This is a genomic window from Streptomyces sp. NPDC001634 (assembly GCF_040298185.1).
Classification (GTDB): Bacteria; Actinomycetota; Actinomycetes; order Streptomycetales; family Streptomycetaceae; genus Streptomyces.
In genome coordinates this window covers 1-23,883 of sequence record NZ_JBEOZU010000033.1, presented here as the reverse complement: position 1 = coordinate 23,883, position 23,883 = coordinate 1, and the positions used below count along the sequence as shown (strand labels likewise).

18 protein-coding genes, 2 tRNA genes and 1 pseudogene are annotated in these 23,883 nt (G+C 70.1%); 4 read left to right on the top strand and 17 right to left on the bottom strand.

Translation table 11 applies throughout. The annotated features are described in order from the left end of the window. Positions 1-56 precede the first annotated feature (56 nt). Positions 57-2,681 carry a valine--tRNA ligase gene (locus ABT186_RS22775; protein WP_351225202.1) on the bottom strand — a complete coding sequence of 875 codons (2,625 nt, stop codon included), beginning with the start codon at positions 2,679-2,681 and terminating at the stop codon, positions 57-59. A gap of 137 nt (positions 2,682-2,818) precedes the next feature. Here ABT186_RS22775 and ABT186_RS22770 point away from each other — a divergent pair, with 137 nt between their 5' ends. Next, positions 2,819-3,805, top strand: a complete 987-nt coding sequence (locus ABT186_RS22770; protein ID WP_351926506.1) for a hypothetical protein — start codon at positions 2,819-2,821, stop codon at positions 3,803-3,805. A 73-nt stretch (positions 3,806-3,878) separates the two neighbouring features. Here ABT186_RS22770 and clpX read toward each other — a convergent pair whose 3' ends face one another. From clpX to ABT186_RS22745, 5 genes are all read right to left on the bottom strand, one after another. Further along, complete coding sequence (clpX, locus tag ABT186_RS22765; protein WP_351225206.1) at positions 3,879-5,165, bottom strand: ATP-dependent Clp protease ATP-binding subunit ClpX; 1,287 nt, start codon at positions 5,163-5,165, stop codon at positions 3,879-3,881. A 192-nt stretch (positions 5,166-5,357) separates the two neighbouring features. Continuing rightward, complete coding sequence (locus tag ABT186_RS22760; RefSeq protein ID WP_351225208.1) at positions 5,358-6,038, bottom strand: ATP-dependent Clp protease proteolytic subunit; 681 nt, start codon at positions 6,036-6,038, stop codon at positions 5,358-5,360. A 157-nt stretch (positions 6,039-6,195) separates the two neighbouring features. After that, positions 6,196-6,807: an ATP-dependent Clp protease proteolytic subunit gene (locus ABT186_RS22755; RefSeq protein ID WP_351225236.1), complete on the bottom strand. Its 612-nt coding sequence runs from the start codon at positions 6,805-6,807 to the stop codon at positions 6,196-6,198. An 865-nt stretch (positions 6,808-7,672) separates the two neighbouring features. Then, positions 7,673-9,067: a trigger factor gene (gene tig / locus ABT186_RS22750; protein ID WP_351225210.1), complete on the bottom strand. Its 1,395-nt coding sequence runs from the start codon at positions 9,065-9,067 to the stop codon at positions 7,673-7,675. A 202-nt stretch (positions 9,068-9,269) separates the two neighbouring features. Then, a tRNA-Pro gene (locus ABT186_RS22745) sits at positions 9,270-9,346 on the bottom strand. 152 nt (positions 9,347-9,498) lie between these two features. Here ABT186_RS22745 and ABT186_RS22740 point away from each other — a divergent pair. After that, positions 9,499-9,572: transfer RNA gene (locus tag ABT186_RS22740), tRNA-Gly, on the top strand. A gap of 120 nt (positions 9,573-9,692) precedes the next feature. Beyond that, complete coding sequence (locus ABT186_RS22735; RefSeq protein WP_351225212.1) at positions 9,693-9,908, top strand: hypothetical protein; 216 nt, start codon at positions 9,693-9,695, stop codon at positions 9,906-9,908. Positions 9,909-10,034: 126 nt separating this feature from the next. Here ABT186_RS22735 and ABT186_RS22730 read toward each other — a convergent pair whose 3' ends face one another. Next, complete coding sequence (locus ABT186_RS22730; RefSeq protein WP_351225214.1) at positions 10,035-10,229, bottom strand: hypothetical protein; 195 nt, start codon at positions 10,227-10,229, stop codon at positions 10,035-10,037. Positions 10,230-10,628: 399 nt separating this feature from the next. Here ABT186_RS22730 and ABT186_RS22725 point away from each other — a divergent pair. After that, a pseudogene (locus ABT186_RS22725) lies at positions 10,629-10,913 on the top strand (hypothetical protein); the annotation flags it as partial. A gap of 82 nt (positions 10,914-10,995) precedes the next feature. Here the strand turns inward: ABT186_RS22725 and ABT186_RS22720 are convergent. From ABT186_RS22720 to ABT186_RS22675, 10 genes are all read right to left on the bottom strand, one after another. Further along, the gene (locus tag ABT186_RS22720; RefSeq protein ID WP_351225216.1) at positions 10,996-12,420 is read right to left on the bottom strand and encodes a DUF6177 family protein; all 1,425 of its coding nucleotides are present in this window, start codon (positions 12,418-12,420) and stop codon (positions 10,996-10,998) included. Positions 12,421-12,577: 157 nt separating this feature from the next. Then, complete coding sequence (eccCa, locus tag ABT186_RS22715; RefSeq protein ID WP_351926504.1) at positions 12,578-16,558, bottom strand: type VII secretion protein EccCa; 3,981 nt, start codon at positions 16,556-16,558, stop codon at positions 12,578-12,580. Positions 16,559-16,580: 22 nt separating this feature from the next. Next, positions 16,581-17,792, bottom strand: a complete 1,212-nt coding sequence (locus tag ABT186_RS22710) for a MinD/ParA family ATP-binding protein (protein ID WP_351225220.1) — start codon at positions 17,790-17,792, stop codon at positions 16,581-16,583. Between the two features lie 48 nt (positions 17,793-17,840). Then, entirely contained in the window at positions 17,841-19,196 is a 1,356-nt protein-coding gene (gene eccD / locus ABT186_RS22705) for a type VII secretion integral membrane protein EccD (RefSeq protein WP_351225222.1), read from the bottom strand. 76 nt (positions 19,197-19,272) lie between these two features. Next, on the bottom strand, positions 19,273-19,578 hold the full coding sequence (locus tag ABT186_RS22700) for a hypothetical protein (RefSeq protein ID WP_351225224.1): 306 nt from the start codon (positions 19,576-19,578) through the stop codon (positions 19,273-19,275). A 45-nt stretch (positions 19,579-19,623) separates the two neighbouring features. Continuing rightward, entirely contained in the window at positions 19,624-20,109 is a 486-nt protein-coding gene (locus ABT186_RS22695) for an HD domain-containing protein (protein ID WP_351926502.1), read from the bottom strand. Positions 20,110-20,206: 97 nt separating this feature from the next. Next, positions 20,207-20,632: a hypothetical protein gene (locus tag ABT186_RS22690; protein ID WP_351926500.1), complete on the bottom strand. Its 426-nt coding sequence runs from the start codon at positions 20,630-20,632 to the stop codon at positions 20,207-20,209. Positions 20,633-20,690: 58 nt separating this feature from the next. Next, on the bottom strand, positions 20,691-21,836 hold the full coding sequence (locus ABT186_RS22685) for a DUF6508 domain-containing protein (protein WP_351926498.1): 1,146 nt from the start codon (positions 21,834-21,836) through the stop codon (positions 20,691-20,693). Next, positions 21,829-22,230, bottom strand: a complete 402-nt coding sequence (locus ABT186_RS22680) for a hypothetical protein (protein ID WP_351926496.1) — start codon at positions 22,228-22,230, stop codon at positions 21,829-21,831. The genes ABT186_RS22685 and ABT186_RS22680 overlap by 8 nt, the downstream gene beginning before the upstream one ends. A gap of 42 nt (positions 22,231-22,272) precedes the next feature. Continuing rightward, a partial coding sequence (locus tag ABT186_RS22675) for an ADP-ribosyltransferase (protein WP_351926494.1) occupies positions 22,273-23,883 on the bottom strand: 1,611 nt, incomplete at its 5' end.

Below are 23,883 nucleotides of genomic sequence, written 5' to 3'. Positions count from 1 at the left end.
GGCCCCCGGAGCCGTGAGGTTCCGGGGGCCTTCGGTTGCCCGGGGGTGGGTTTCGCCTACGCCTGCGGCAGACGCTCCAGCTGCGCCTGGATCCGCGCGATGTCCTCGTCCGCCTTGGCCAGCCGCGTCCGGATCTTCTCCACCACCTGGTCCGGGGCCTTCGCCAGGAACGCCTCGTTGCCGAGCTTGGCGCCCGCCTGGGCCTTCTCCTTCTCCGCCGCGGCGAGGTCCTTGGCGAGCCGCTTGCGCTCCGCCGCCACGTCGATCGTGCCGGACAGGTCCAGCGCGACCGTGGCGCCCGCGACCGGCAGGGTCGCCGTCGCGGTGAAGCCCTCGCCCTCCGGCTGCAGGCGCAGCAGCTGGCGGATGGCCGCCTCGTGCGGGGCGAGCGCCGTCCCGTCGAGCGTCAGCCGGGCCGGGACGCGCTGGCCGGGCTGCAGGCCCTGGTCGGCGCGGAAGCGGCGGACCTCGGTGATGACCGACTGAAGGGTCTCGATCTCCCGCTCGGCGGCCGTGTCCCGGAAGCCGCTGTCCTTCGGCCAGTCCGCGACGACGACGGACTCCCCACCCGTGAGGGTGGTCCACAGCGTCTCCGTGACGAACGGGACGACCGGGTGGAGCAGCCGCAGGGTCACGTCCAGGACCTCGCCCAGGACGCGCTTGCCGGCCTCGGCGGCCTCGCCGCCCGCCTGGAACGTCGTCTTGGACAGCTCCACGTACCAGTCGAAGACCTCGTCCCACGCGAAGTGGAAGAGGGCGTCGGACAGCTTGGCGAACTGGAAGTCCTCGTAGTACGCGTCGACCTGCGCGACCGTCTCGTTCAGCCGGGAGAGGATCCAGCGGTCGGTCGCGGACAGCTGCGACGCGTCCGGAAGCGGGCCCTCGACGGTGGCTCCGTTCATGAGCGCGAACCGGGTGGCGTTCCAGATCTTGTTGGCGAAGTTCCGGGACGCCTGGACCCAGTCCTCGCCGATCGGCACATCGGTACCCGGGTTGGCGCCGCGTGCGAGCGTGAAGCGCAGCGCGTCGGAGCCGTACTTGTCCATCCAGTCGAGCGGGTCGACCACGTTGCCGAACGACTTCGACATCTTCTTGCCGCGTTCGTCGCGGACCAGACCGGTGAGGGCGATGGTCTTGAAGGGGACCTCGCCGTCCATCGCGTACAGGCCGAACATCATCATCCGGGCGACCCAGAAGAAAATGATGTCGTGGCCGGTGAGCAGGACGTCGGTCGGGTAGAACTTCGCGAGGTCGTCGGTCTTCTGCGGCCAGCCCAGCGTGGAGAAGGGCCACAGGCCGGAGGAGAACCAGGTGTCCAGGACGTCGGTGTCCTGGTGCCAGCCCTCGCCGGCCGGCGGCTCGTCGTCGGGACCGACGCAGACGATCTCGCCGTCCGGGCCGTACCAGATCGGGATGCGGTGGCCCCACCACAGCTGGCGCGAGATGCACCAGTCGTTCATATTGTCGACCCAGTCGAAGTAACGCTTCGACATGTCCTCGGGGTGGATCTTCACCCGGCCGTCACGGACCGCGTCGCCGGCGGCCTTGGCGAGCGGGCCGACCTTGACCCACCACTGCATGGACAGACGCGGCTCGATGGTGGTCTTGCAGCGCGAGCAGTGGCCGACGGAGTGGACGTACGGGCGCTTCTCGGCGACGATCCGGCCCTGCGAGCGCAGCGCGCCGACGACGGCGCTGCGCGCCTCGAAGCGGTCCAGGCCCTGGAAGGGGCCGTGGGCGGTGATGATCGCCCGCTCGTCCATGATCGTGATCGACTCCAGGCCGTGGCGCTGGCCGATCGCGAAGTCGTTCGGGTCGTGGGCCGGGGTGACCTTGACGGCACCGGTGCCGAACTCGGGGTCGACGTGGGCGTCCGCGACGACGGGAATGCTGCGGTCGGTGAGCGGCAGCTTGATGCGCCTGCCGATCAGGTGCTTGTACCGCTCGTCCTCGGGGTGAACGGCGACGGCCGTGTCACCGAGCATGGTCTCGGCACGGGTGGTGGCGACGACGACGGTGTCGTCCCCTTCGCCGTACTTGATGGAGACGAGCTCGCCGTCGTCCTCCTGGTACTCCACCTCGATGTCCGAAATGGCCGTCAGACAGCGCGGGCACCAGTTGATGATGCGCTCGGCGCGGTAGATCAGCTCGTCTTCGTACAGCTTCTTGAAGATGGTGAGGACGGCCTTGGACAGGCCCTCGTCCATGGTGAACCGCTCGCGGTTCCAGTCGACTCCGTCGCCGAGCCGGCGCATCTGGCCGAGGATCTTGCCGCCGTACTCCTCCTTCCACTGCCAGACGCGCTCGACGAACGCCTCACGGCCCAGGTCCTGGCGGGACTTGCCCTCCTCGGCGAGCTGCTGCTCGACCTTGTTCTGGGTGGCGATGCCGGCGTGGTCCATGCCGGGCAGCCACAGCGACTCGTAGCCCTGCATCCGCTTGCGGCGGGTGAGGGCGTCCATGAGCGTGTGCTGGAAGGCGTGGCCCAGGTGGAGGCTGCCGGTGACGTTCGGCGGCGGAATGACGATGGTGTACGGGGGCTTCTCGCTCTTGGCGTCGGCCTCGAAGTAACCCCGTTCTACCCAGCGCTCGTACAGCTTCCCCTCTACCTCGGCCGGCGCGTACTGGGTCGGCAGTTCGGTGTGGGTCGCTGATGGCTGCTGCTGAGCGTTCTCGGTCACGGGCTCAGTTTAGGGGTGTCACCGCCCCGTCCCGAAACGCGATTCTTTCGTAACGGTGAGCCCCCCGATGACCTGCCGTCCCTCCGCCTGCGCCAGGATGTCAGGACCACATAAGCATCTGGAGGGGAACCCAGACCATGAGCTACAACCAGCCGGGCCCGTACGGCGGGCAGCCCCAGCAGCCCGGACCGTACGGTCAGCCGGGCCCCTACGGCCAGCCGCCGCAGGCCCCCCAGCCCGGCTACGGCTACCCCCAGCAGGCTCCGCCGGCCCCCGGCTACGGCTACCCCCAGCAGGCCCCCCAGGGCTCCCCGCCCCAGCCGAACCCGTACGCGCAGCAGCAGCCGCCTTACGGCCAACAGCAGCAGCCGTACGGCCAGCCTCCCTACGGCCAGCAGTCCTACGGCGGCCCGCAGCCGCCGGCTCCGGAGGGCGGCAAGAAGAAGACCGGGATCGTCATCGGCGCGGTGGCGGCCGTGGCGGCGGTCGCGGTGGGCGCGTACTTCGTGTTCGGCAGCGGTGGTTCCGGCCTCTCCGACGACGGTCCGCACAAGCTGACGACGCCGGCCAAGGTGATGGACACCTATACCCGGGTCACCAAGGACGGTGCGTCGAGCGACTCCGCGACCGTGAAGGACCTGGCGGCCAGCGGGGTGCAGAACGGCACCGCCGTCGCCGCCGTCTACTCCACGGCCGACTTCAGCCACTACAACCCCAAGGACCCCAGCACCGCACCGGGCGCGGCCCAGCTCGCCACCGCCAAGAGCGTCACGATCCTCGGCGGCTACGGAAAGATCTCCGACCCCAAGGCGGCTCTGGACAAGTTCTTCGCCTCCCTCAAGAAGGAGACCCAGGAAAGCTCTTCGAGCAGCAGCTCCAGCCAGAAGACCGAGCTGATCGGTCAGCCGGAGTCGGCCGACCTCGACGGCGCGGTGATGAAGTGCCAGGCGGCCAAGGGCACCAACAAGGTGACCCAGAAGGTGAAGACCGACTGGTTCTGCGCCTGGGCGGACTACAGCACCATCGCCATGGTCTCCCCCGGTGACAACACCACGGATGTCTCCAAGGACACCGCGATCGACGTCACCACGAAGGTCCGCAAGGAGGTCCGGGTCAAGAAGTAGTTCCGGACCCGCGCAGCACAGTGCCCGGCACTTCGTGAGTGCCGGGCACTTTTGTGCTCTGTGCGGCGCGCGGTTACGCCGTCTTCTGCTCCCCCGGCCCGCGGCCGCGGGCGTCACGCGGGATCAGCGTCGGATTCACGTTCGACAGGACCACGTCGGCCGTGATGACGACGCGGGCCACGTCCTTGCGGGACGGAACCTCGTACATCACCGCCTGGAGGACCTCCTCCATGATGGCGCGCAGGCCCCGGGCGCCCGTCTGGCGGAGGATCGCCTGGTCGGCGATGGCCTCCAGGGCCTCGCGTTCGAAGTCCAGTTCCACGCCGTCGAGTTCGAAGAGGCGCTGGTACTGCTTCACCAGCGCGTTGCGCGGTTCGACGAGGATCTGGAGGAGGGCCTTGCGGTCGAGGTTGTGCACCGAGGTGATGACCGGGAGGCGGCCGATGAACTCCGGGATCATCCCGAACTTCACCAGGTCCTCCGGCATCACGTCCTCGAACTGGTCCTTCGATTCCAGCTCGCGCTTCGAGCGGATCGTCGCCCCGAAGCCGATGCCCTTCGCCCCGGCGCGGGATTCGATGATCTTTTCCAGACCCGCGAACGCGCCGCCCACGATGAACAGCACGTTCGTCGTGTCGATCTGGATGAACTCCTGGTGGGGGTGCTTGCGGCCGCCCTGGGGAGGCACGGAAGCCGTCGTGCCCTCGAGGATCTTCAGGAGTGCCTGCTGGACGCCCTCGCCCGACACGTCGCGCGTGATCGAGGGGTTCTCGCTCTTGCGGGCCACCTTGTCGATCTCGTCGATGTAGATGATGCCCGTCTCGGCCTTCTTGACGTCGTAGTCCGCGGCCTGGATCAGCTTCAGCAGGATGTTCTCGACGTCCTCGCCGACGTAACCCGCCTCCGTCAGCGCCGTGGCGTCGGCGATGGCGAAGGGTACGTTCAGCATGCGGGCCAGGGTCTGGGCGAGGAGTGTCTTGCCGGAGCCCGTCGGGCCCAGCAGAAGGATGTTGGACTTCGCCAACTCGATGGCGTCGTCGCGGCCTTGGGGCCCGCCGTTCTCACCGGCCTGGACCCGTTTGTAGTGGTTGTACACCGCGACGGAAAGGGCCTTCTTGGCCGCTTCCTGACCGACCACGTATCCCTCGAGGAACTCGTAGATCTCGCGGGGCTTGGGGAGTTCCTCCCAGCGCACCTCGCTCGTTTCCGCGAGTTCTTCCTCGATGATCTCGTTGCAGAGGTCGATGCACTCGTCGCAGATGTACACACCGGGGCCTGCGATGAGCTTCTTGACCTGCTTCTGGCTCTTGCCGCAGAACGAGCACTTGAGCAGATCGCCGCCGTCACCGATGCGTGCCACGGTGTGCTTCCCCTTCGCCTGGGAGACGCCTTGGATCCAGCGGCTCCTGGTGCTGCCTTATGTCCGACGGTACCTTGCCGGGCCCCCCGTTCGGGCCCCCCTTGGCACGGTTCACTTTGACGTGCACTGTTTCAAACCGGGCCAAGGGGCGGCAGACGATACAGATCCGATGACGAATCGTGTCGATTCGCGTCAGCGGACCGCGGTGTTGTTCATCTTCCGGGTCGAGATGATCTGGTCGATCAGGCCGTACGCCAGCGCGTCCTCGGCCGTGAGGATCTTGTCGCGCTCGATGTCCTCGCGGATCTTCTCGATCGGCGTGTTCGAGTGCTTGGCCAGCATCTCCTCCAGCTGCGAGCGCATCCGGAGGATTTCGTTGGCGGCGATCTCCAGGTCGGAGACCTGACCGCGGCCCGTCTCGCTGTAGGGCTGGTGGATCAGCACACGGGCGTTCGGGAGCGCCATGCGCTTGCCAGGGGTGCCCGCGGCCAGCAGGACCGCCGCGGCCGAGGCCGCCTGGCCCATGCAGACCGTCTGGATGTCCGGCTTCACGAACTGCATCGTGTCGTAGATGGCCGTCAGCGCGGTGAAGGAACCACCGGGGCTGTTGATGTAGACCGAGATGTCACGGTCGGGGTCCATCGACTCCAGGCACAGCAGCTGCGCCATGACGTCGTTGGCGGAGGCGTCGTCGATCTGGACGCCGAGGAAGATCACGCGCTCCTCGAAGAGCTTCGCGTACGGGTCGTACTCGCGGATGCCCTGCGAGGTGCGCTCCACGAAGCGCGGGATGACGTAGCGGGACTCGGCCGTGGGGCCGTTGTACTCGGCGCGCACACGGTCGTAGAGGCCGCTGCCGGGGAAGTCGTTCACGATGTCTCCTGGAAAGGGGCTGGGGCGGTGGCTGGGGGCTGGAGGGGGCACTGGGGGCCTTGGCGGGCCCGGTGAGCCCTTACGGGGTTCACCGGCCGTTACGGGACCGGTGGAGCCCCTTCGGGCGTCTACCGGCCGTACGGGGCCCGGTGAGCCCTTACGAGCCCGCCCCGGTGCCTCCGCCGCCCGGCATGCCGGCAGCGGTGGTGATGACCTCGTCGATCAGGCCGTACTCCTTGGCCTCCTCGGCGTCGAACCAGCGGTCGCGGTCCGAGTCACGGGTGATCTGCTCGACCGACTGGCCGGTGTGGAAGGAGGTGAGCTCGGCCATGCGCTTCTTGGTGTGCAGCAGCCGCTCGGCGTGGATCTTGATGTCGGACGCGGAGCCGGCGAGGCCGGCCGAGGGCTGGTGGATCAGGATCTCGGCGTTGGGCAGGGCGAATCGCTTGCCCGGGGTGCCCGCGCTGAGCAGGAACTGCCCCATGGAGGCCGCCATGCCCATGGCGATGGTCACCACGTCGTTCTTGATGTACTGCATGGTGTCGTAGATCGCCATGCCGGCCGTGATGGAACCACCAGGGCTGTTGATGTACAGGTAAATGTCCTTGTCCGGGTCGGCGGCAAGGAGCAGCAGCTGCGCGGTGATCCGGTTGGCGATGTCGTCGTCGACCGGCTGGCCGAGGAAGATGATCCGCTCGTTGAGCAGCCGGCTGTAGACCTGGTCACCGAGGCCACCACCGATGGAAGGCTCGCCGGCGGCGGAGGGCATCAGATTCGTCACGTATCCACCTGCTCGTCTTACGACGGCGCGGGGCCGTCTCACGTGTTCTGCTGGGGCTTGGGACCCCGTGCGCCCCTTGGTGGGGCGGCTTCGGGGACTCCCCTGCCCTCGTATTCATGGACCCTAACGCGCAGGCAGGCGGGTGCCATCCCGCTTCCGCGGGTGTTCGCTGTCAGCGCATGGGCCTTGGCTGTGTGTGCGGTGCCCGGGACCGGGCGGCTCACGGGGCTCCGCCCCGGGCCCCGGGTCCATTGTCGCCGCAGGTGGCCCGGTAGGCGCGTTGGTACGGCTTGTCAGCCGCCGCGCACCCGGTTTCTTCGCGCTCCTTACGGGGCACGCGGGCAGCGAAACTCCGGGCCGTCGGTGGCCGTCACGGGGCTCCGCCGCGGGCCCATTGCCGCCGTAAGTGGCCCGGCAGGCGTGTCGGTGCGGCTCGTCGGCGGTTGCATGCGTCCAAGCGGCGGAGCCGCACAACGTCACGGCCCCGCGCCCCTTGCTGGGCCCAGTCCGGCGGGCAACCAAACGCCCGCCCCTAGGCGGCCCTCACGGGGCTCTGCCCCCGGCCCCGGGCCCACCGGCGCCGCGGGTCGCCCGGCAGGCGCACTGGGGCCACTCGTCGGCGGCTGCACACGCCCACGCGGCCGAGCCGCACAACGTCACCGCCCCGCTCCGGCGGGCAACCAAACGCCCGCCCCTCAGCGGCCCTCACCGGGCTCCGCCCCCGGCCCCGGACCCACCGGCGCCGCGGGCAACCAAACGCCCGGCCGTCGTCGGTCGGACGCATACGGCGACGGGCCCCAGGGCGCGCTGTGCGTCCTGGGGCCCGTCGTACGGCTGTCGAAGCGTGCGGAGGTTACGCCTCCGGCTTCTCCTCGGCGGAGCCCTCCGCGGCCTCGGCGGAGCCCTCCGCGGCCTCGGCCTCGGGCTCCTCCTCGTCCTCGTCGGACAGGTCGATGACCTCGCCGTTGGTGTCCTTGACCGTGGCGGCCTCGACGACCACCGCGAGGGCCTTGCCGCGGGCGACCTCGCCGACCAGCATCGGAACCTGGCCGCCCTCGACGACCGCCTGGGCGAACTGGTCGGGGGACATGCCGGAGGAGGCCGCGCGCCGCATGAGGTGCTCGGTGAGCTCCTCCTGGTTGACGTTCAGCTTCTCCTTGTTGACCAGCTCGTCGAGGACGAACTGGGTCTTGATGCCCTTGATCGCGGCCTCGCGCGTCTCGGTCTCGAACTCCTCGGCGGTCTTGTCCTGGATCTCCAGGTACTTGTCGAGGGTCAGACCCATCTGCGCGAGCTGGTGGTGCTCGAGGTTGTGCTTACGGGTGTTGATCTCGTCCTCGAGGAGCTTCTCGGGGATCGGGACCTCGACCAGCTCGAGCAGCTTGTCCAGGACACGCTCCTGGGCCTGCGTGGCCTGGTCGTACTGCTTCATGTTCTCGAGGCGCTTGCGGCTGTCCGCCTTCAGCTCCTCCAGCGTGTCGAACTCGGAGGCGAGCTGCGCGAACTCGTCGTCCAGTTCCGGCAGTTCACGGGAGGCGACCTGGGTGACCTTGACCGTCACCTCGGCCTCCTTGCCGGCTGCCGAGCCGCCCTTGAGCTCGGAGGTGAAGGTGCCCTCCTCGCCCGCCGACAGGCCCTTCACGGCGTCGTCGATGCCGTCCAGCAGCTCACCGGAGCCGATGGTGTAGGAGACGTCGTTGGCAACGCCGTCCTCGAGGACCTCGCCCTCGACCTTGGCCTCCAGGTCGATGGTGACGACGTCGCCGTCCTCGGCGGCGCGCTCGACCGGGCTCGTCGACGCGAAGCGGTCGCGCAGCTGCTGGACCGACTTCTCGATGTCCTCGTCGGTCACCTCGACGGCGTCCACCTCGACCTCGATGCCGGAGTAGTCCGGGATCTCGATGGTCGGGCGGACGTCGACCTCGGCGGTGAAGGACAGCACCTCGTTGTCCTTCAGCTCCTTGATGTCGACCTCGGGCTGGCCCAGCGGGTTCAGCTCGGCCTCGTTGACCGCCTCGGTGTAGAACTTCGGGAGCGCGTCGTTGACGGCCTCCTCCAGCACGGCGCCACGGCCGAACCGCTGGTCGATGACGCGCGCCGGGATCTTGCCCTTGCGGAAGCCCTTCACCGTGACCTGCTGGTTGATCTTCTTGTACGCCGCGTCGAGGCTGTCCTTGAGCTCCTCGAAGGGCACCTCAACAGTGAGCCGAACCCGGGTCGGGTTCAGGGTCTCCACGGCGCTCTTCACGGTTCGGTCTCCTTGTGGCTGACTTCTTGGGGTTCTGCCGGCTGCTCCGCCCGGGACGGGCGCGCCTTCGGCCGATTCGCGGGCCCCTGCCTGAGAGACGTGACAATGCAGACACACGGGCGCGCAGCTTGCATAGTAACCGCAGGCGGTACACGCCCCAAAAGGCGATCATGCCGGTGTCCGGTACACCGTTCCGGCACGGTGGTCGGGGTGGCGGGATTTGAACCCACGGCCTTCCGCTCCCAAAGCGGACGCGCTACCAAGCTGCGCCACACCCCGTCTGGTGCGACACGTAGGGTACATGCCCGGACAGGCTGCGTCGGCCGGTTTGTTCACAGGCGCGCGCATGGGGCAACGCGTTGGCCTACGGGGCGGGCGACCCGCTACGATGCCTCCTGTGCCGCGGTCACTGACCTGCGGCGCGTCCTGTTGCGGGCGTAGCTCAATGGTAGAGCCCTAGTCTTCCAAACTAGCTACGCGGGTTCGATTCCCGTCGCCCGCTCCATATGGGCGAGGCCCAGGTGGGACCGTGAATGTCCGACCTGGGCCTTGGTCATGCACCGGACCTGATCAACCGGTCCGGTTGCCCCTTGGCAGCGACTCGGTTCCCTGCCAGGATCACGCCGTGTCCAACGTCTCGAAGATCGCGGACCGGGTCGACCTCTTTCTCGACCTGGCAGGCCCGGCGGTCGGCGTCATGCTGCTGACAATCGGGGTCGAAACCTACCGAGCCGGCGGATCCGTGGGGTGGCCCATTGCGGGAGCGGCGAACCTCGTGATCAACCTCTGGGTGGTCTGGCGTCGGCTCGCCCGGCGCAGCAAGCCCACTCCGGCGTCGTAGCGACGCACACGCGACCATGCGCGCCCGGCCCGGCGAGGGACCAGTTCCCTCGCCCGGCCTTCGCGTTTCGTACTGCGCCGTACAGGACGTACAGACCCACGGCGGGCCGCCGACCGGAACGCCCCTTCAGAAGCGGATCGAGTTGATCGTCTCCGCTATCGAGTTGAGGAACCGGTTGATGGACGGAGCCATTCCGGTCGAGGCGAGGAAGAAGCCGAACAGGATCGCCACGATCGCCGGGCCGGCCTTGATCGACCCCCCTCGGATCATCACCACCAGGATGATCGCCAACAGCAGCACCACTGACAGCGAAATGGCCACAACTGATCACACCCTCGGTCGGTCCGCTCTCCCGGCCCGGGGCGCCATCCCCTGCACACCCCCGCCAGAACCATCGTGCCACCAACAGGCCCGCCCTATGCGGCCCGTGAGGCATCGTCGGCCACCCCAGCCGCACATACCGCTCCGCTCCGGGCACGGGCGACAGTGAACTCCGCGTTCCCGCAGAGCAATTCGGAGGTCGTCGGACAGGGATTTGACACAGATCGTTTCCATGTCCATACATTGCGCTCGCGGGTAATTCCAGTACCCTCGCCCGCCGGACATTTCGCCAGAGTCACCCGCAGGCATTATGCACCCTTAGTCCGGATGAATACGGACACAACACCCGTATGCGGTAGGAAAATCGGCATCGTTGTCGATGGTTGTCGATCGTTGCCGATGTGCGCAGGAACACCACCTGGCAATGCCGATTTCCGTCAATCCGGGGCACACGCAGGCGATAACCGGGATTCATATCGAGGGTTTTACGAATACCCACAGACAGCGTTCGACAACGCCAAGTACCTGGCGATCGTGCTCGTGGCCATGGGCCGCCCCCGGGAGCCGCTGAAGGGCGACAGCCGCGCCCTCCAGGCGGCGTACATGTTCGTCTACGCCTTCCACATGCCGGCGTTCATCCTCATCTCCGGCTACTTCTCCCGCAGTTTCGACATGCGCCCCGACCTGTGGCCGGGCGCGCCCACGCGGCGGAGCCGCACAATGTCACAGCCTCGCACCCCTGGCGGGGCGCTCCAGTTCCCTCTCGTTACGAAGCACCCTTGAGGTGCCTCATCAGCTTCTCGAACTCCGCCCACCCGGACAGATCCCCCGGATCCCCCGGCAGCGGGTAGTACAACGCCTGCCGCGTCCTCGGGCCCAGGGGGACCGGGGCCTCCGACAGTGGTGTGCGGCGGGCCCGGTCGCCCGGCATCGCCCGTACCTCCTCCGCGCCCAGGACGAAGGCGAACGGGACGCCGGGGCCCTCGAAGCGCGGCGGTACGGACAGGTCGCGGCGGGCCTTGCGGATCTGGACCAGCATCGACTGGAGGTCGTGCCGGGTGGCCAGCACCTCCGCGGCCGTGCGCACCGCGTCCGTCGGCACCTCCTCCCCCGGCCCGTAGCCGAACGCCAGCGTGACGTCCTCCTCGACCCCGCCCTCCGTACGGCTGATACGCACGGTCGCAAGCCCGGGGCGTTCCGGGGTGCCGACCACCACCAGCCAGGTCGGCGCGGGCGACCGCTCGTGCGCCACGTCCGTCAACTGCCGCAGGGACCAAGGGAGGTTGGCGGGCTCCTCGGTGCCCCAGCCGGCCGGCGGCTCGCCGGTGATCTCTCGCCATACGGATTCCAGCGCGCCGCCGAGCACAAGACGCTCGTCCGCCGGATGGATCGCCCGGAAGGAGATCGCGAGCTGGCGTTCTCCCCTGTCCTCGATGTCCTTCCTGAAGGAGTCCGCCACCGGGGTGCGCGGGTCCTGCGGGGTCGCGTCCGGGGACTCGACCGTCACGAACAGGCCGCCCTTCCACTCCAGCACGGCCCCGGACAATCCGTCGTAGTAGCCGTCCTTCTCGTCCTGCACGACCCAGCGCGAGGGCCAGCCCGGGAGGCTGTAGCGGACGGCGGGTGACAGGCGGGTGCCCGCGGGGGTCACGATCTGAAGGCCCAGTTCGGCGTTCGCCGCCGCGCGCAGGGCGTCCGAGAGCCACGCCGTCATCGCGACGACCGGACGGTCCTGGATGACGACGGCGACCTTGTCGGTGAGCACGTCCACGGCGGGCTGCGCGGCGGCGGGTGTCGGCGTCGCGCTCACCGCGTCGGTGTTCACGACGGCGAGGGAAGTCGCGGCCTGTGGCGGCCAAGCGGTGCCGCCGACCAGCGTGGCCAGACGGGCCGCGAAGGTGCCCGCCAGCTGCTCGGCCTCCTTGACGCCGGTGGTGGCACGGGCCTCGGTCCACCAGTACGGGACCTCGGGCTCGCTCGCGCCGAGCAGCCGCGCGGCCTCGCCTCTGACCTGCACGAGCAGCGGCGCCTCGACGGAGACGAGCGGACGCCCCTGTTCGTCGCAGAGCTGCACGACCGCGCCGTCGCCCTCCGTACCCACCAGCTTGTCCGGGCCGCCGGAGAGCAGACCCGCGATCACGCTCAGCGGGTCGGGCATCTTCTTGGTGAGGGCGATGACGTCCTTGGTCATGAGGTCGGCCGGTCCTTCATACTGCTGCTCGATTCGGGTGTCGTACGTCTGTGTTGCTCGGCTGTCCTACGTCTGTGTTGCTCGGCTGTCCTACGTCTGTGTTGCTCGGCTGTCGTACGCCTCTGCTGTCCTGGACGCCCCACAGGGAGCGTCCGGTTCACCGGTCCCCCGCGTACACGGTCTGGATCAGCCGGTTCGGCTCGCCCCGGCGGACCAGCACCCCGCGGCCCGACGGCTGGTGGGTGGCGTACACGCCGGGGAACAGCTGGCCCTCGCTGCGGTCGCCCGCCATCACCAGGGCCGAGGCGCCGGACTCGCGCAGGCCCTGCAGCAACGGCTCGTAGAGACCGCGGGAGGCGCCCGCGACACGGCGGGTGACGACGAAGTGAAGGCCGATGTCGACGGCCGAGGGAATGTACGGGAGGAAGGGGGCGAGGGGCTGCTGGCCGGCCGTGGTCAGGACGTCGTAGTCGTCGACGAGGATCACGATCCGCGGGCCCGAGCCCCAGCTGCCGGGCTCCAGATCCTCGCTGTCCGCACTCTCGTCGGGCAGCCGCTTCTCCAGCTCGCCTGCGATACCGGCCGACAGGGCCCCGGCCAGCTTGGCGTTGTAGGCGTAGCCGCCGCGGTACTCCTCCGGGATCGCGCCGCGCAGGCCGCGCCGCGGGTCCATGATGCCGAAGACCAGCTCGTCCTCGCTGTAGCGCTCGATGAGGCCGTGCGCGATGGCCTTCAGCAGGTTCGTCTTGCCGCACTCGCTGTCGCCCATGATCAGCAGATGCTGGTCGCGTTCGAACAGGTCGAGAAGGACGGGTGCCAGCCGGTTCTGGTCCAGGCCGATGGCCACCCGCCGCGGTTCGGCCGACGGGCCCGGGAGCAGCTGGGGCTCCAGAACGTGCGGCAGCACCCGGACCGGCTGGGCGACCTCGCCGGTCCAGGTGGCGCGGATCGTACGGGCCGTGCGCTCCAGGACGGCGCCGAGGTCCGCGGTGTCGGCGAGGCCGTCCGTGCGCGGCAGCGCGACCTGGGCGAAGAGCTTGCCGTCGGTGAGGACGCGGCCCCTCTCCTCCGGCGCGAGGGTCTCGGCGAGCTTGCGGTCGACGCTGGACTCGCTCGCGTCGTTCAGGCGCAGCTCGACGCGCGTGCCGAACTGGGACTGGGTGGCGATGCGCACGTCGTTCCAGCGGAGCATGCCCGCGACGACGTGGATGCCGTAGCCGCCGCCCCGCTTGAGGATGTCGACGACCGCGTCGTCCAGCTCCTCGAAGTCGTCACGCAGCGCGCCGAAGCCGTCGATGAGCAGCACGATCTCGGTGGAGGCCAGCTCCGGGAGGCGTCCGGCGGTGCGCAGGTCGCGCAGCTGTTCCAGCGAGTCGATGTTGTGGATGCGGAAGAGTTCCTCGCGCTGGTCGAGCATGCCGCGCACGGAGTCGATGGTGCGTGCGGCGCGCTCGCGGTCGGCACGGCCCGCGACCCCGCCGACGTGCGGGAGCCCGGAGAGGGCCTGGAGGCCGCCGCCGACCAGGTCGAGGCCGTAGATGCCGACCTCCTGGGGGGTGTGGGTGAGCGCCAGGGAGAGGGCGAGGGTGCGCAGGAGGGTCGTCTTGCCGGACTGCGGTCCGCCGACGACCGCCGCGTGGCCGCCCGCGACCGTCAGGTCCAGGTACCACCGGCCCTGCCACTGCTTGGTCGGGTCGTCGAGGATGCCCATCGGTACCTGGAGCGGTCCGCGCCGCCTGGCGAGCTGCATGCCGCGGGCTCCGACGTCGACGGGCCCGGCGACCTTGTCGAGGGCGATGGCGTCGGGCAGCGGGGGCAGCCAGATCTGGCGTACGGGCCTGGTGTCGGCGTTCTCGATCTGCTGGACCATGACGCCCATCTCGGTGGGGCCGGTCTCGCGGCGCCGCATCTGCGGCTCCTCCGGGCCCGACGCCTCCTCCTGGCCAAGGGTGTTGTACGCGTCGTACTCCAGGGCGAGGGGCCCGGTGTCCTGCTCCTCGCGCTGCTGGACGGGGCCACGGTAGCCGCCGGAGACGTAGCTCGCCTTGAACCGCTCGTAGTGGCTGGTGTCGACCTTGAGGTAGCCGAAGCCGGGCAGCGGCGGCAGATGGAAGGCGTCCGTGGTGTCCAGGACCGTACGGGACTCGTCGGCCGAGAAGGTGCGCAGGCCGAGCCGGTAGGACAGATAGGTGTCCAGGCCCTTGAGCTTGCCGCCCTCGATCCGCTGGCTGGACAGCAGCAGGTGTACGCCGATGGAGCGGCCGATGCGGCCGATGGACAGGAACAGGTCGATGAAGTCCGGCTTGGCGGTGAGGAGTTCGCCGAACTCGTCGATGACGACGAACAGGTGCGGCAGCGGATCCAGATCGGGGCGCTTCTCGGCGCGCAGGGCGGCGTAGTGGCCGATGTCGGCGACGTTGCCCGCATCCTTGAGGACCTGCTGGCGGCGTTTGACCTCGCCCGCGAGCGACGCGTGGACGCGCTCGACGAGGCCCGCCTGGTTCTCCAGGTTGGTGATCACGCCGGCCACGTGCGGGAGGTCCGCGAAGGGCGCGAAGGTGGCGCCGCCCTTGTAGTCGACGAGGACGAGGGCGAGGTCCTCCGGCGGGTGGGTGGCGACCAGGGCGAGTACGAGGGTGCGCAGCAGCTCCGACTTGCCGGAGCCGGTGGCTCCGACACACAGACCGTGCGGGCCCATGCCCAGCTCGGAGGACTCCTTCAGGTCGAGCAGAACCGGCTCGCGGCTGTCGCTGAGGCCGATGGGGACGCGCAGGAAGGCGCGTTCTCCGCGTGGCGCCCACAGGCGGTCCAGGTCCAGGTGGGCCACGTCGTCGATGCCGAGCAGCTCCGCGAAGTCGACCGGGCCGGTCAGCGGTGCGTCGGCCGTCGACTCGGCGGACAGCCGCAGCGGGGCGAGCATCCGGGCCAGGCCCTCGGCGAACGGGATGCCGACCTCGTCGACCGTGCCGTGCGCGCTGATGGGTTCCGCCTCGCGCAGGTCCTCGATGACGATCCGGTCGCCGTCGACGGTGATGCGGACGCCGACGCTGCCGGGCTCCTGCACCCGCTGGTCGAGCAGATGCAGCACGGTGACGCCCATGTCGCGCAGGCCCACCGCGTCGTCGGGGCGCGGCAGGTCGACGGCGTCGTCGCCGTGCCCGTCGGTGACCACGAGCAGCCGGGAGGTCATGGCGAGCGCGTCCTTGCCGGACAGACCACGGCGCACCTCGGCCGCGTAGGAGGCGCGGCGGCGCAGCTCGGCTCCGATCTGCCGGGCGAGCTGGGGCAGCGAGGGGGCGATACGGCGGGCGGCGACCGGGCCGTCGAACTGCTCGGCGTCGAGCAGATGCGGCAGCCACTTGGCCCACTCCCACTCCCCGAGCCGGTCGCCGGGCACGGCGAGCGCCATGGCGACGTCGTCGGGGGCGTGTGTGGCGGCGGCCTCGACCATCAGGGCGCGGGCCACCCGCAGGGTGTCCTCGCGCGGGCCGATGACGCTGACGTTGCCGACCCGGTCCAGCGGGACGGTGAGCGGGAGTTCGGTGCCGGTGCTGAACCGGGCCATCAGCGCGGAGGCCTCGTTCAGCATGAACTGGTCGGGGGGCGTCAGCACGGAGGACCCCTGCTGGGCGACCTTCAGATCCCGTACGGGCATCTCACCGGTGCCGACGCGCACACGCAGGAAGTCGCCGTCCATCCGGCGCCGCTCCCACAGCCGCGCAGGGTCACGGACTATGTCGTAGAGGGCGTCCGGCGGCGGATTGAGCACCTGGGCGGTCTCGCGCCGCTCCCGCTCCTCCTTGGACAGCTCCTCGCGCAGGTCCTCCAAGTACGCGAGATAGGCCTCGCGTTGGGTGCGGCGGGTGCGCTGGGCCTTGCCGCGCTGGGAGAAGACCAGCGCCATGGATCCGGCGATGGTGACCACCAGGATGATCGCGCCGAGCCCCGCGAACTGGCTGTTGCGTACCACGGTCATCATCACGACGGACGACATCACACCCGCCACGGGCAGCAGCGAGGTGGCGATCGAACCCGCCTTGCCTTCGGGCAGGTTGGGCGGCGCCTCTATGGTGCGCGGCTCAGGGGCCGCCGGGGGCCGCGTGGTGCGGGCCGGGCGATGGATCAGTCTTGTGCTCATATGCCGTGTTCCTCCCCCCGGTTCAGCGGCGCTTCTGGGAGAGCTGGAAGACCTCGGCGGCCAGGTGCGTGGCGGCGTTCCGGGTGGCGTGCGCGAGGAGTTCGGTGTGGATCGTGCCGCCGGCGGCGAGATGCCGGTCGTAGGGCAGTACGTGGACCCGGGCCCCGGTCGCCTTCAGCTTCTCGGCGGCCTTGTCGATGTCGAGCCCGGTGTGCGGGACCGTCTCGGTGAGCGTGACGACGGTCCCCTCGATGACGTGCCGGGGCAGGCCGCGCATCCACTCAAGGACGGCGTACGTGCTTGCGATGCCCTCCAGGGTGGCGGGCGCCGTCAGCACCCGGGCCTGGGAGGCGGACAGCGCGACACGGGCGACCTCGGCGGGCAGCGTCTCGCAGTCCACGACGGTCACGCCGAAGTAGCGGCGCAGGGACACCATGACCCTCTCGTACCCCTTGGTGTCGAGCATCGCACCGATCTGCCCCTGACTTCCCGGCAACAGCCATGCGTTGTCCGGGAGTTGGACGAGATACCCGGTGACGTCGAGGAGCGACATCTGCGGCTCGACGATGCCCGCGACGTCGCCCGTGGTCCAGCGGAGGGTCTCGGCGCCGAGCCGGAGCGGCAGCGAGCCGAGCGCCGGGTCGGCCTCGATGATGAGGGTCGGGTCGTGCCGGTAGTGCGCGTACGTGGTGCCGAGCAGCGCGGCGACGGTCGTCTTCCCGGAGCCGCCCCTGATGGAGGTGACGGCGATCTGGCGGCCGGTGGTCACGGCCTGTTGGAGCACCTCGGCGGTGGCGGTGGCGCCGGCGACCTCACGGGCGGCGGAGGAGGAGACGGTACGGCGGACGGCGCGCAGGGCGCGGGTGCTGAAGGGTTCGCCGTGGCGGGGCTTGAGACCGGCGCCGGCGAGCTGTTTGTCCATGACCGGGCGGGAGTCGGGGGTGCGGGGCACCGGCCTGGGGCCGGGGGCGGGGGCGACGGGCCGCTGGGCGGGGAACTGCTGGGGCTGCTGGGCCTGTTGGGGCTGCACGGGGGCGCCCGGGTGACCGGCGTACGGCTGCTGGGGCGCCGGCTGCCCGGGGTGGCCGTACGCCTGGCCCTGTGCGGGTGCGCTCTGCGGGTACGCGGCACCGGCGGCGTGGGTGCCCTCGGGCTGCGGCTGCGGCCCCGACGGGCCGGAGTTGCCCCTCAGGTCACGCATCACTTCGCTCTGCCAGTTGTCGCCGTTCGGCATGTCGCCCTTCTCTCCTGCCCGCCCCGCCCGGAGCGGCCGCACGGTGTGTCAGAACTTGTTGAGCAGCTGCCCGTAGATACCGAAGACACCGACGGCGAGCGGGAACAGCCCGATCACGCCGATCGACTCGATCAGGTCGCCGATGCGCCGCAGCCGGATCTGCACATGCTCCGGCGGCTGGACGGCGAGGGCGAGCAGCGGCAGCAGCGCGGCCGCGCACAGGACGACGAGCGGCCCCGCGCCGACGGCGTGGTCCATCCACAGCACCACCAGCCGTACGACGAGCAGCGCGGCCGCGGCGAACAGCGCGACCACCTCGGCGACCAGCGGAAAGGCCCGGGCCCGGGACAGCAGCACGACGGCGATCAGCGACGCGAGGGTCACGGTCCACGGGGTCGGCCTGGGAGCGGTGGTCAGCAGCCAGCCGCCGGCGGCGGCCGAGGCGGCGGTGACGATGGTCGCGAGGGCGAGCCCTCGGTGGGTGGCGGCGAGCGCGTTGCCGACCTGGTGGCGGCTGACCGAGACGCCGCCGGAGCGCTTGTCGTCGAGCCCGGTGAGCCCGGAGGCCATGAGCGCGAACCGTGGCAGCAACCCGAGCAGCACGACGGAGAACACGCCCATCACGGCGCCGAGCCGGGCGGGCTGGTCCTGTACGGCGGCCGCCGCCTCCCAGACGACGGCGATGACGGCGGTCGCGCCCGCGCCGATGAGCCCGCCGCGACCGAGCGGTGAGAAGTACGCGAGCAGCAGGAGGGTGAGCACCAGCGCGGCCACGACACCGGCCAGCCGGGCCGTGCCGGGCCAGTCGTAGGCGTCGGCGGCGGTCCACGCGGCGAGCAGCCCGAGCCCGCCGGAGGCGAGCAGCAGGGCCGTGGCGAGGCCGCGGTTGCCGTCCCCGACCTTGGCGACGACCGCTCCCGCGACGAGGAAGACCAGGGTGGCGGCCACGAGCCCGGTCGTGAGCGACTCCAGGGCGAACTCGCGTCGGGCGAGGACGGCCGCGGTCACCGCGAAGACGAAGGTGGCCACGCCGGCGCTGACCCGGCGGGCAGCGGGCCGCCAGCGCCAGGCGCGCAGATCGAGGTCATCGGCGACCTGGTCCGTGACGTCGTGCACGACGGGCGCGGGCGGCGCGGCGTGCGCGCGTACGAGCTGCAGTACGGCGCCGTCGGCGACCTCGGCCGAGGACAGGGTGGCGTCGTGCGGCAGCACCGACCCGTCGGAGGTGATGAGTTGCCGCGTCATCGGCCGGGAGGCGGCCCGGTCGTCAAGCAACTGCAGGATGTCGGGCAGCAGTTGACCGATCGGGGTGTCCGACGGCAGGACGATGTCGGCTCGCCGTCGCTCGCCGACCAGGGTGACCCGGCTGAGCTGGGCTCGGGAAGTCGTTGCTGTGCTCACCACTTACGGGAACCTATCATCGCGATGTTGTCCGAATCGGGGCTTCCATACGGGGGTTCCGTGCAGGCATACCGGGCGCTCATGGCGTACCGCTGCCGGAGGGCGTGGGGGACGTGCTCGACCCCGACGGGTTGTACAGCTGCTCCTGTTGCTGTTGCTGCTTCTTCTGCTCGGCCTTCTGCTTCGCGAGGGTGGCCTGCAGGAAGGACCAGCCGACGCATCCGGCGCACAGCACGGCGGCGATCGCTATGCCTGCGAACACCTTCCCGAGCCGTTCGTCCACCGTGCGCCGGCCGCGCTGGGCGCCGAACAGCAGCGCGTCGCGCATGCGCCGGCGGCGCACCGCCACCGACTCCAGCAGCTGGCTGTCGTAGTCCCGTGCCATCAGTTGTCCTGTGCCGTTCCGTCCGTTTTCCGTGCTCGGGGACCGTCAGTCCTCGGTGGTGAGGCCGAGGTACTGCCGCATGGCGGCGTACTTGCGGGTGAGCCGCTCGGCGGTCGGGGTGTCGAGCACGGCCAGCCTGCGCGGATTCGCGTTGTGCGCGAGGTCGGCCGCCTTGACGAGCCGGGCGCCCGGGGTGGCGAGAATGCGCCGAGCGTACGCCTCCGGGGGCTCGCCCGGGTGTTTGGTCACGGCCCGCACGACGTCCTTGGTCACCTGCGACAGCGCGGCCGCCTCCAGCCACTCCTCGCTGAGGACCCCGTCCTCCACCGAGTCGTGCAGCCAGGCCGCGGCGACGAGTTCGTCCCCGCCACCGCGCGCCCGTACGCCCTCGGCGACCGCCCGCAGATGCTCCGTGTACGGCCGCCCCGCCTTGTCCTTCTGCGCGGCGTGCGCGGCGCACGCCACGGCCTCGACCTCGGCCGGCGTCATGAGCGACGCGGGCGTCTGCGGTGTCTGCCGTTCCTGCGGCATGACAGGCTCCCCCTAACTTTGCCTCTGCAACATAAGGCATGGACGAGCGGGGAGTACACCCCGGGTGCGGTCGGCCACGCGTGGGACGGGCGGTGGGTCAGTACTGACCGGACTGACGGGCTACCGGGGCCGCCTGAAGCTTCTTCACCTTGGCACTGGCGATGACGTTCCAGATCAGGGTGAACGGGGTGAACACGACGAGGGAGGCGGGGCTCCACCAGCCCTGCCACAGCGTCTCGGTGGTCAGCCGCTTGTAGGCCTGCATTCCGCAGCCGTGGCACATGGGCCCTTCCAGCTTCCGGAAGGTCATGAGAACCAGGAGCCCGCGGTGGGCACGGAAGGTGACGTCGACGGCGGGGGCGGTGCCGCAGAAACGGCAGGTGAGGTGGGGGCCGTGGCCCTGGGGGTACCCGGGCCCCGGCGCCGCGTACGCGGTCGGGTGCGAGTACGAGTGCGGGTAACCGCCCTGGGATGCGTACGGGTTGGCCTGCTGGGCGTAGGGGTTGCCCGGCGGGGTGGTCATGGTGAGGGCTCCTGAAGACGGTGTTCCTGATGAGTCGAGCGCGGTGGAGCGGTTATCTCTACCGCGGGGGAAGGTCCGGCGCCAACTCGGTTCCGCAGGCCGCATACCAGGCACGGAGAGACTCCCCAACGGCGTCGAAGAGCCCGATCTTCAGGGCATGGGAGAGGGTCCCCTCACACAGCCGTTCCCCGCGCACGACGGCGGTCGCCGCGCGCACGGCGTCGGCGGGGTGCAGCAGACCGCCGGGCGGGACTTCGGGCATGGGATTGTCGACCCAACGGTGCTCGCCGGTGACGGCGCCGACATGGTAAAGGGCGGTGACGGTCCGCCACAGCGGCTTGCTGTGGATGGGGTACGCCACCTGGATCACGCCGTTCGCCTTCATTTCGCCGCCGCCCCACTGGACGTTCCGGTCCTCGTCCGTGAGCGCGTCGAAGGCATCGGCCAGCTCCTGCCAGGCGGCGTGATCGTCCCGGCGGAGCTGCGCGAGGAGCCGCCAGTCGTCGGCCGGAGTGACCGTACGGGCGAGTTCCTCGACGGCGGCCGTGCTGGGGGCACCGGTGACGGGCCCGACGCCGGGTTCGCGGGCGAGTTCGGTGAGGACGGCGAGGGGGGCGAGGCCGCGCTCGCGGAGGTCGGTGACCTTGCGGTACCACTCCGATCCTGCATCGTAGGCACTGATGCTGCCGGCCGGGCGGAGGATCCACTCCGCGGTCTCGGCATCGCCCCACACGTATCCGACGACCTCGCCGTCGGGCGCGGTGACGGTGACGTACTGCACGGGGTGGACCATACGGACGGGCCCGTACGGACCGGCCAGGGCCTCCACGACGGCAGGGCTGGGGGCCTCGGCGAGGGAGCCGGGGAGGGGGCGACCCCTGCCACCGGGCTCCGGGTCGGCGTACAGCTCGGCGAGGGCCTGGGATGGTCGGATGCCCCGTGCCTTGGCGTTGCGCAGCCGCCTGATCCAGGAGGCACCCTCGTTCACCGCCTCTGGGCCGCCGGCCTTCCGCGGTTCATACGTAGCGGCGTCGTCCTCGTCTCCGGCCCAGACATGCCCGAGGACCAAGCGCTCCTTGTCGACCACGGTGAAGTACTGCACCGGCTTCTCGGTCCAGTCTTGGTAGCGCGGCGGGCCGCCCGGCGCCTCTGTGAACGGCAGGTCCTCCTCGAAGCGGGAGTTGACCGGCCGTTCACTACTCACCCTTGGCCAAGGCCTCGACCGCGGCGGCGCTCGGGGCGTCAGTAAGGGAGTCCGGCAGGGCCCGGCCTTTGTTGCCCTCCGGGTTGGCCAGCAGCTCCGCGAGGGCCTGGGACGGCAGGATGCCCCGCTCCTTGGCATCCTCCAGCCTGGCGTGCCAGATGCCGCCCTCGGACATCCCGCGGGGTCCGGCGGCCTGCCGCGGTTCCCACGCGGCAGCGTCGTCCTCGTCGTTGGCCCACACGTAGCCGAGGACCGCGCCACCTTGCTTGTCAACCACCGTGAAGTACCGCACCGGCTTGTCGGTCCGGGTTTGGTATCGCGGCGGACCCGGCGACACGAGGCGGAACATCATGTCGTCGTCAAAGCGCGGGTTGATCGGTCGTTCACTGTTCATGACGTCCACATTCCTTTACCTTGGGCTGATCCGCAACGCAGGCTACGGCCTCGGCAGGACCTCCCCGTAGACGTGCCACTTGCCGTCCGATTCGTCCATGAAGACGCGCGTCACCTTGTACTCGGTCCCGCGGGCGAGGAGCAGTTCCCGTTCTCCCTTGACCTGGGTGAGGGACTCCAGCCAGAGGGCAGGCGTCCCCTTCGGCACCCGCAGATGCATCCGCACCGGTTTGGCATCGAAGGGGGGCGGCGGCGTCTTACCCAGTGCCGTGGAGGTGTACGCCGGGTCGTCGTAAACACCGCCCCGCATGTCAAGCGGCGACTTCAGATTGAGGTGGTCGATTCCGGTGCCGCGCACGACCATGATGTCCTCGGGCACGGGACGGGCGCCCATGACTTGGTCCATCTCCTTGATGGTGCGCAACGTCGACTCAGACGCATGAGTGCCGTAGCGGAGGTGGTTGTTGATCGGGGTGTAAGCGGAACCGGTGTACGTAACCAGCCCTCGCTTCTCCTCGGGACTGAGGCCGTCCATGAACTCATTCCAGTTCGCGTTGCCGTAGTCCATCCCTGCCTTGTTACTAATGCTGGGCGCGGGGTTCGTGCCGTGCGCCAGTTCAGCCGTGGCCACCGCGTGCTTCTCGGCATCGCTCAGACCTTCGAACTCTGCCGTCGACATGGAAGGCTTGTACTCGAACGCCTCCCCGGCCCCGCCATGCACCGGCACGTCCGTGCCCGGGTGGCCCGGGGCGACCGGAGCGTCGGTGCCGGGGTGCGCGGCGGTGTCCACGGCGTCGTGCCCGAGGCCCGTGTCGTCACCGGCGTGCGCGGCGTCGTCCGTGTGACCCGCGCCGTCGTGACCCGCGCCATGGTGGTCGTGCCCAGCACCGTGGGAGGCACCGTCCGTGTGGCTGCCCGGAGTGGCGTCGTGGCCCGTGCCGTGCGGAGCGGTCTCCGGGGTGTGGCCGCCGGGGACGTCGTGACCACCGGTGTGCGGCGTGCCCGCCGGGACATCGTGCGGGGCAGTGGGCACATCGTGCGGCACGGTCGGCACATCGTGCGCGGCCGCAGGCATATCGTGCGGGAGGCCAGTGGTCGGCGTGTGGCCGTGCGGGATCCCGCCATACACGCCGTTCCCGGTGTGCGGCATGCCGCCGTACACGCCGTTCCCGGTGTGCGGCATGCCGCCGTACACACCGTCCGTCGTGTGCGGGACGCCGCCGTGCACGCCGTCCGCCGCCGCGTGGGGAATCCCCGGGGACACCGGCGGCTGGTTCGGGATCGTCCAGTGGGCCGGAAGCCCCGGGGCCACCTCGTGCGGCGTCGGCACCGTGGGCACGGTGCCGTCGGGCCCGAGGATGTTGCCGTGCGGGTCCAGCAGGTGGTCGTTCGGCAGGTGTACGGAACCGTCGGGGAGCGTGGGGATGTCGACGTGGCCGACGCCCTTCAGCGCCTTGGTGACATCGCCGATCTTCGACAGGCCCGCGCCCACACCCTTGCTGACATACGTCATCGGGTCGATGATCCGGCCCGCCTTGCCCGCCACGGACAGGGCCTTCGCGATCGCGCCGGCCTTGCCCGCACCCGCCGCCGCAGCCCCCTCACCGCCCGTGAACACCGTCGTCAGCACGTTGAAGGTCACCGCACCCGCCGC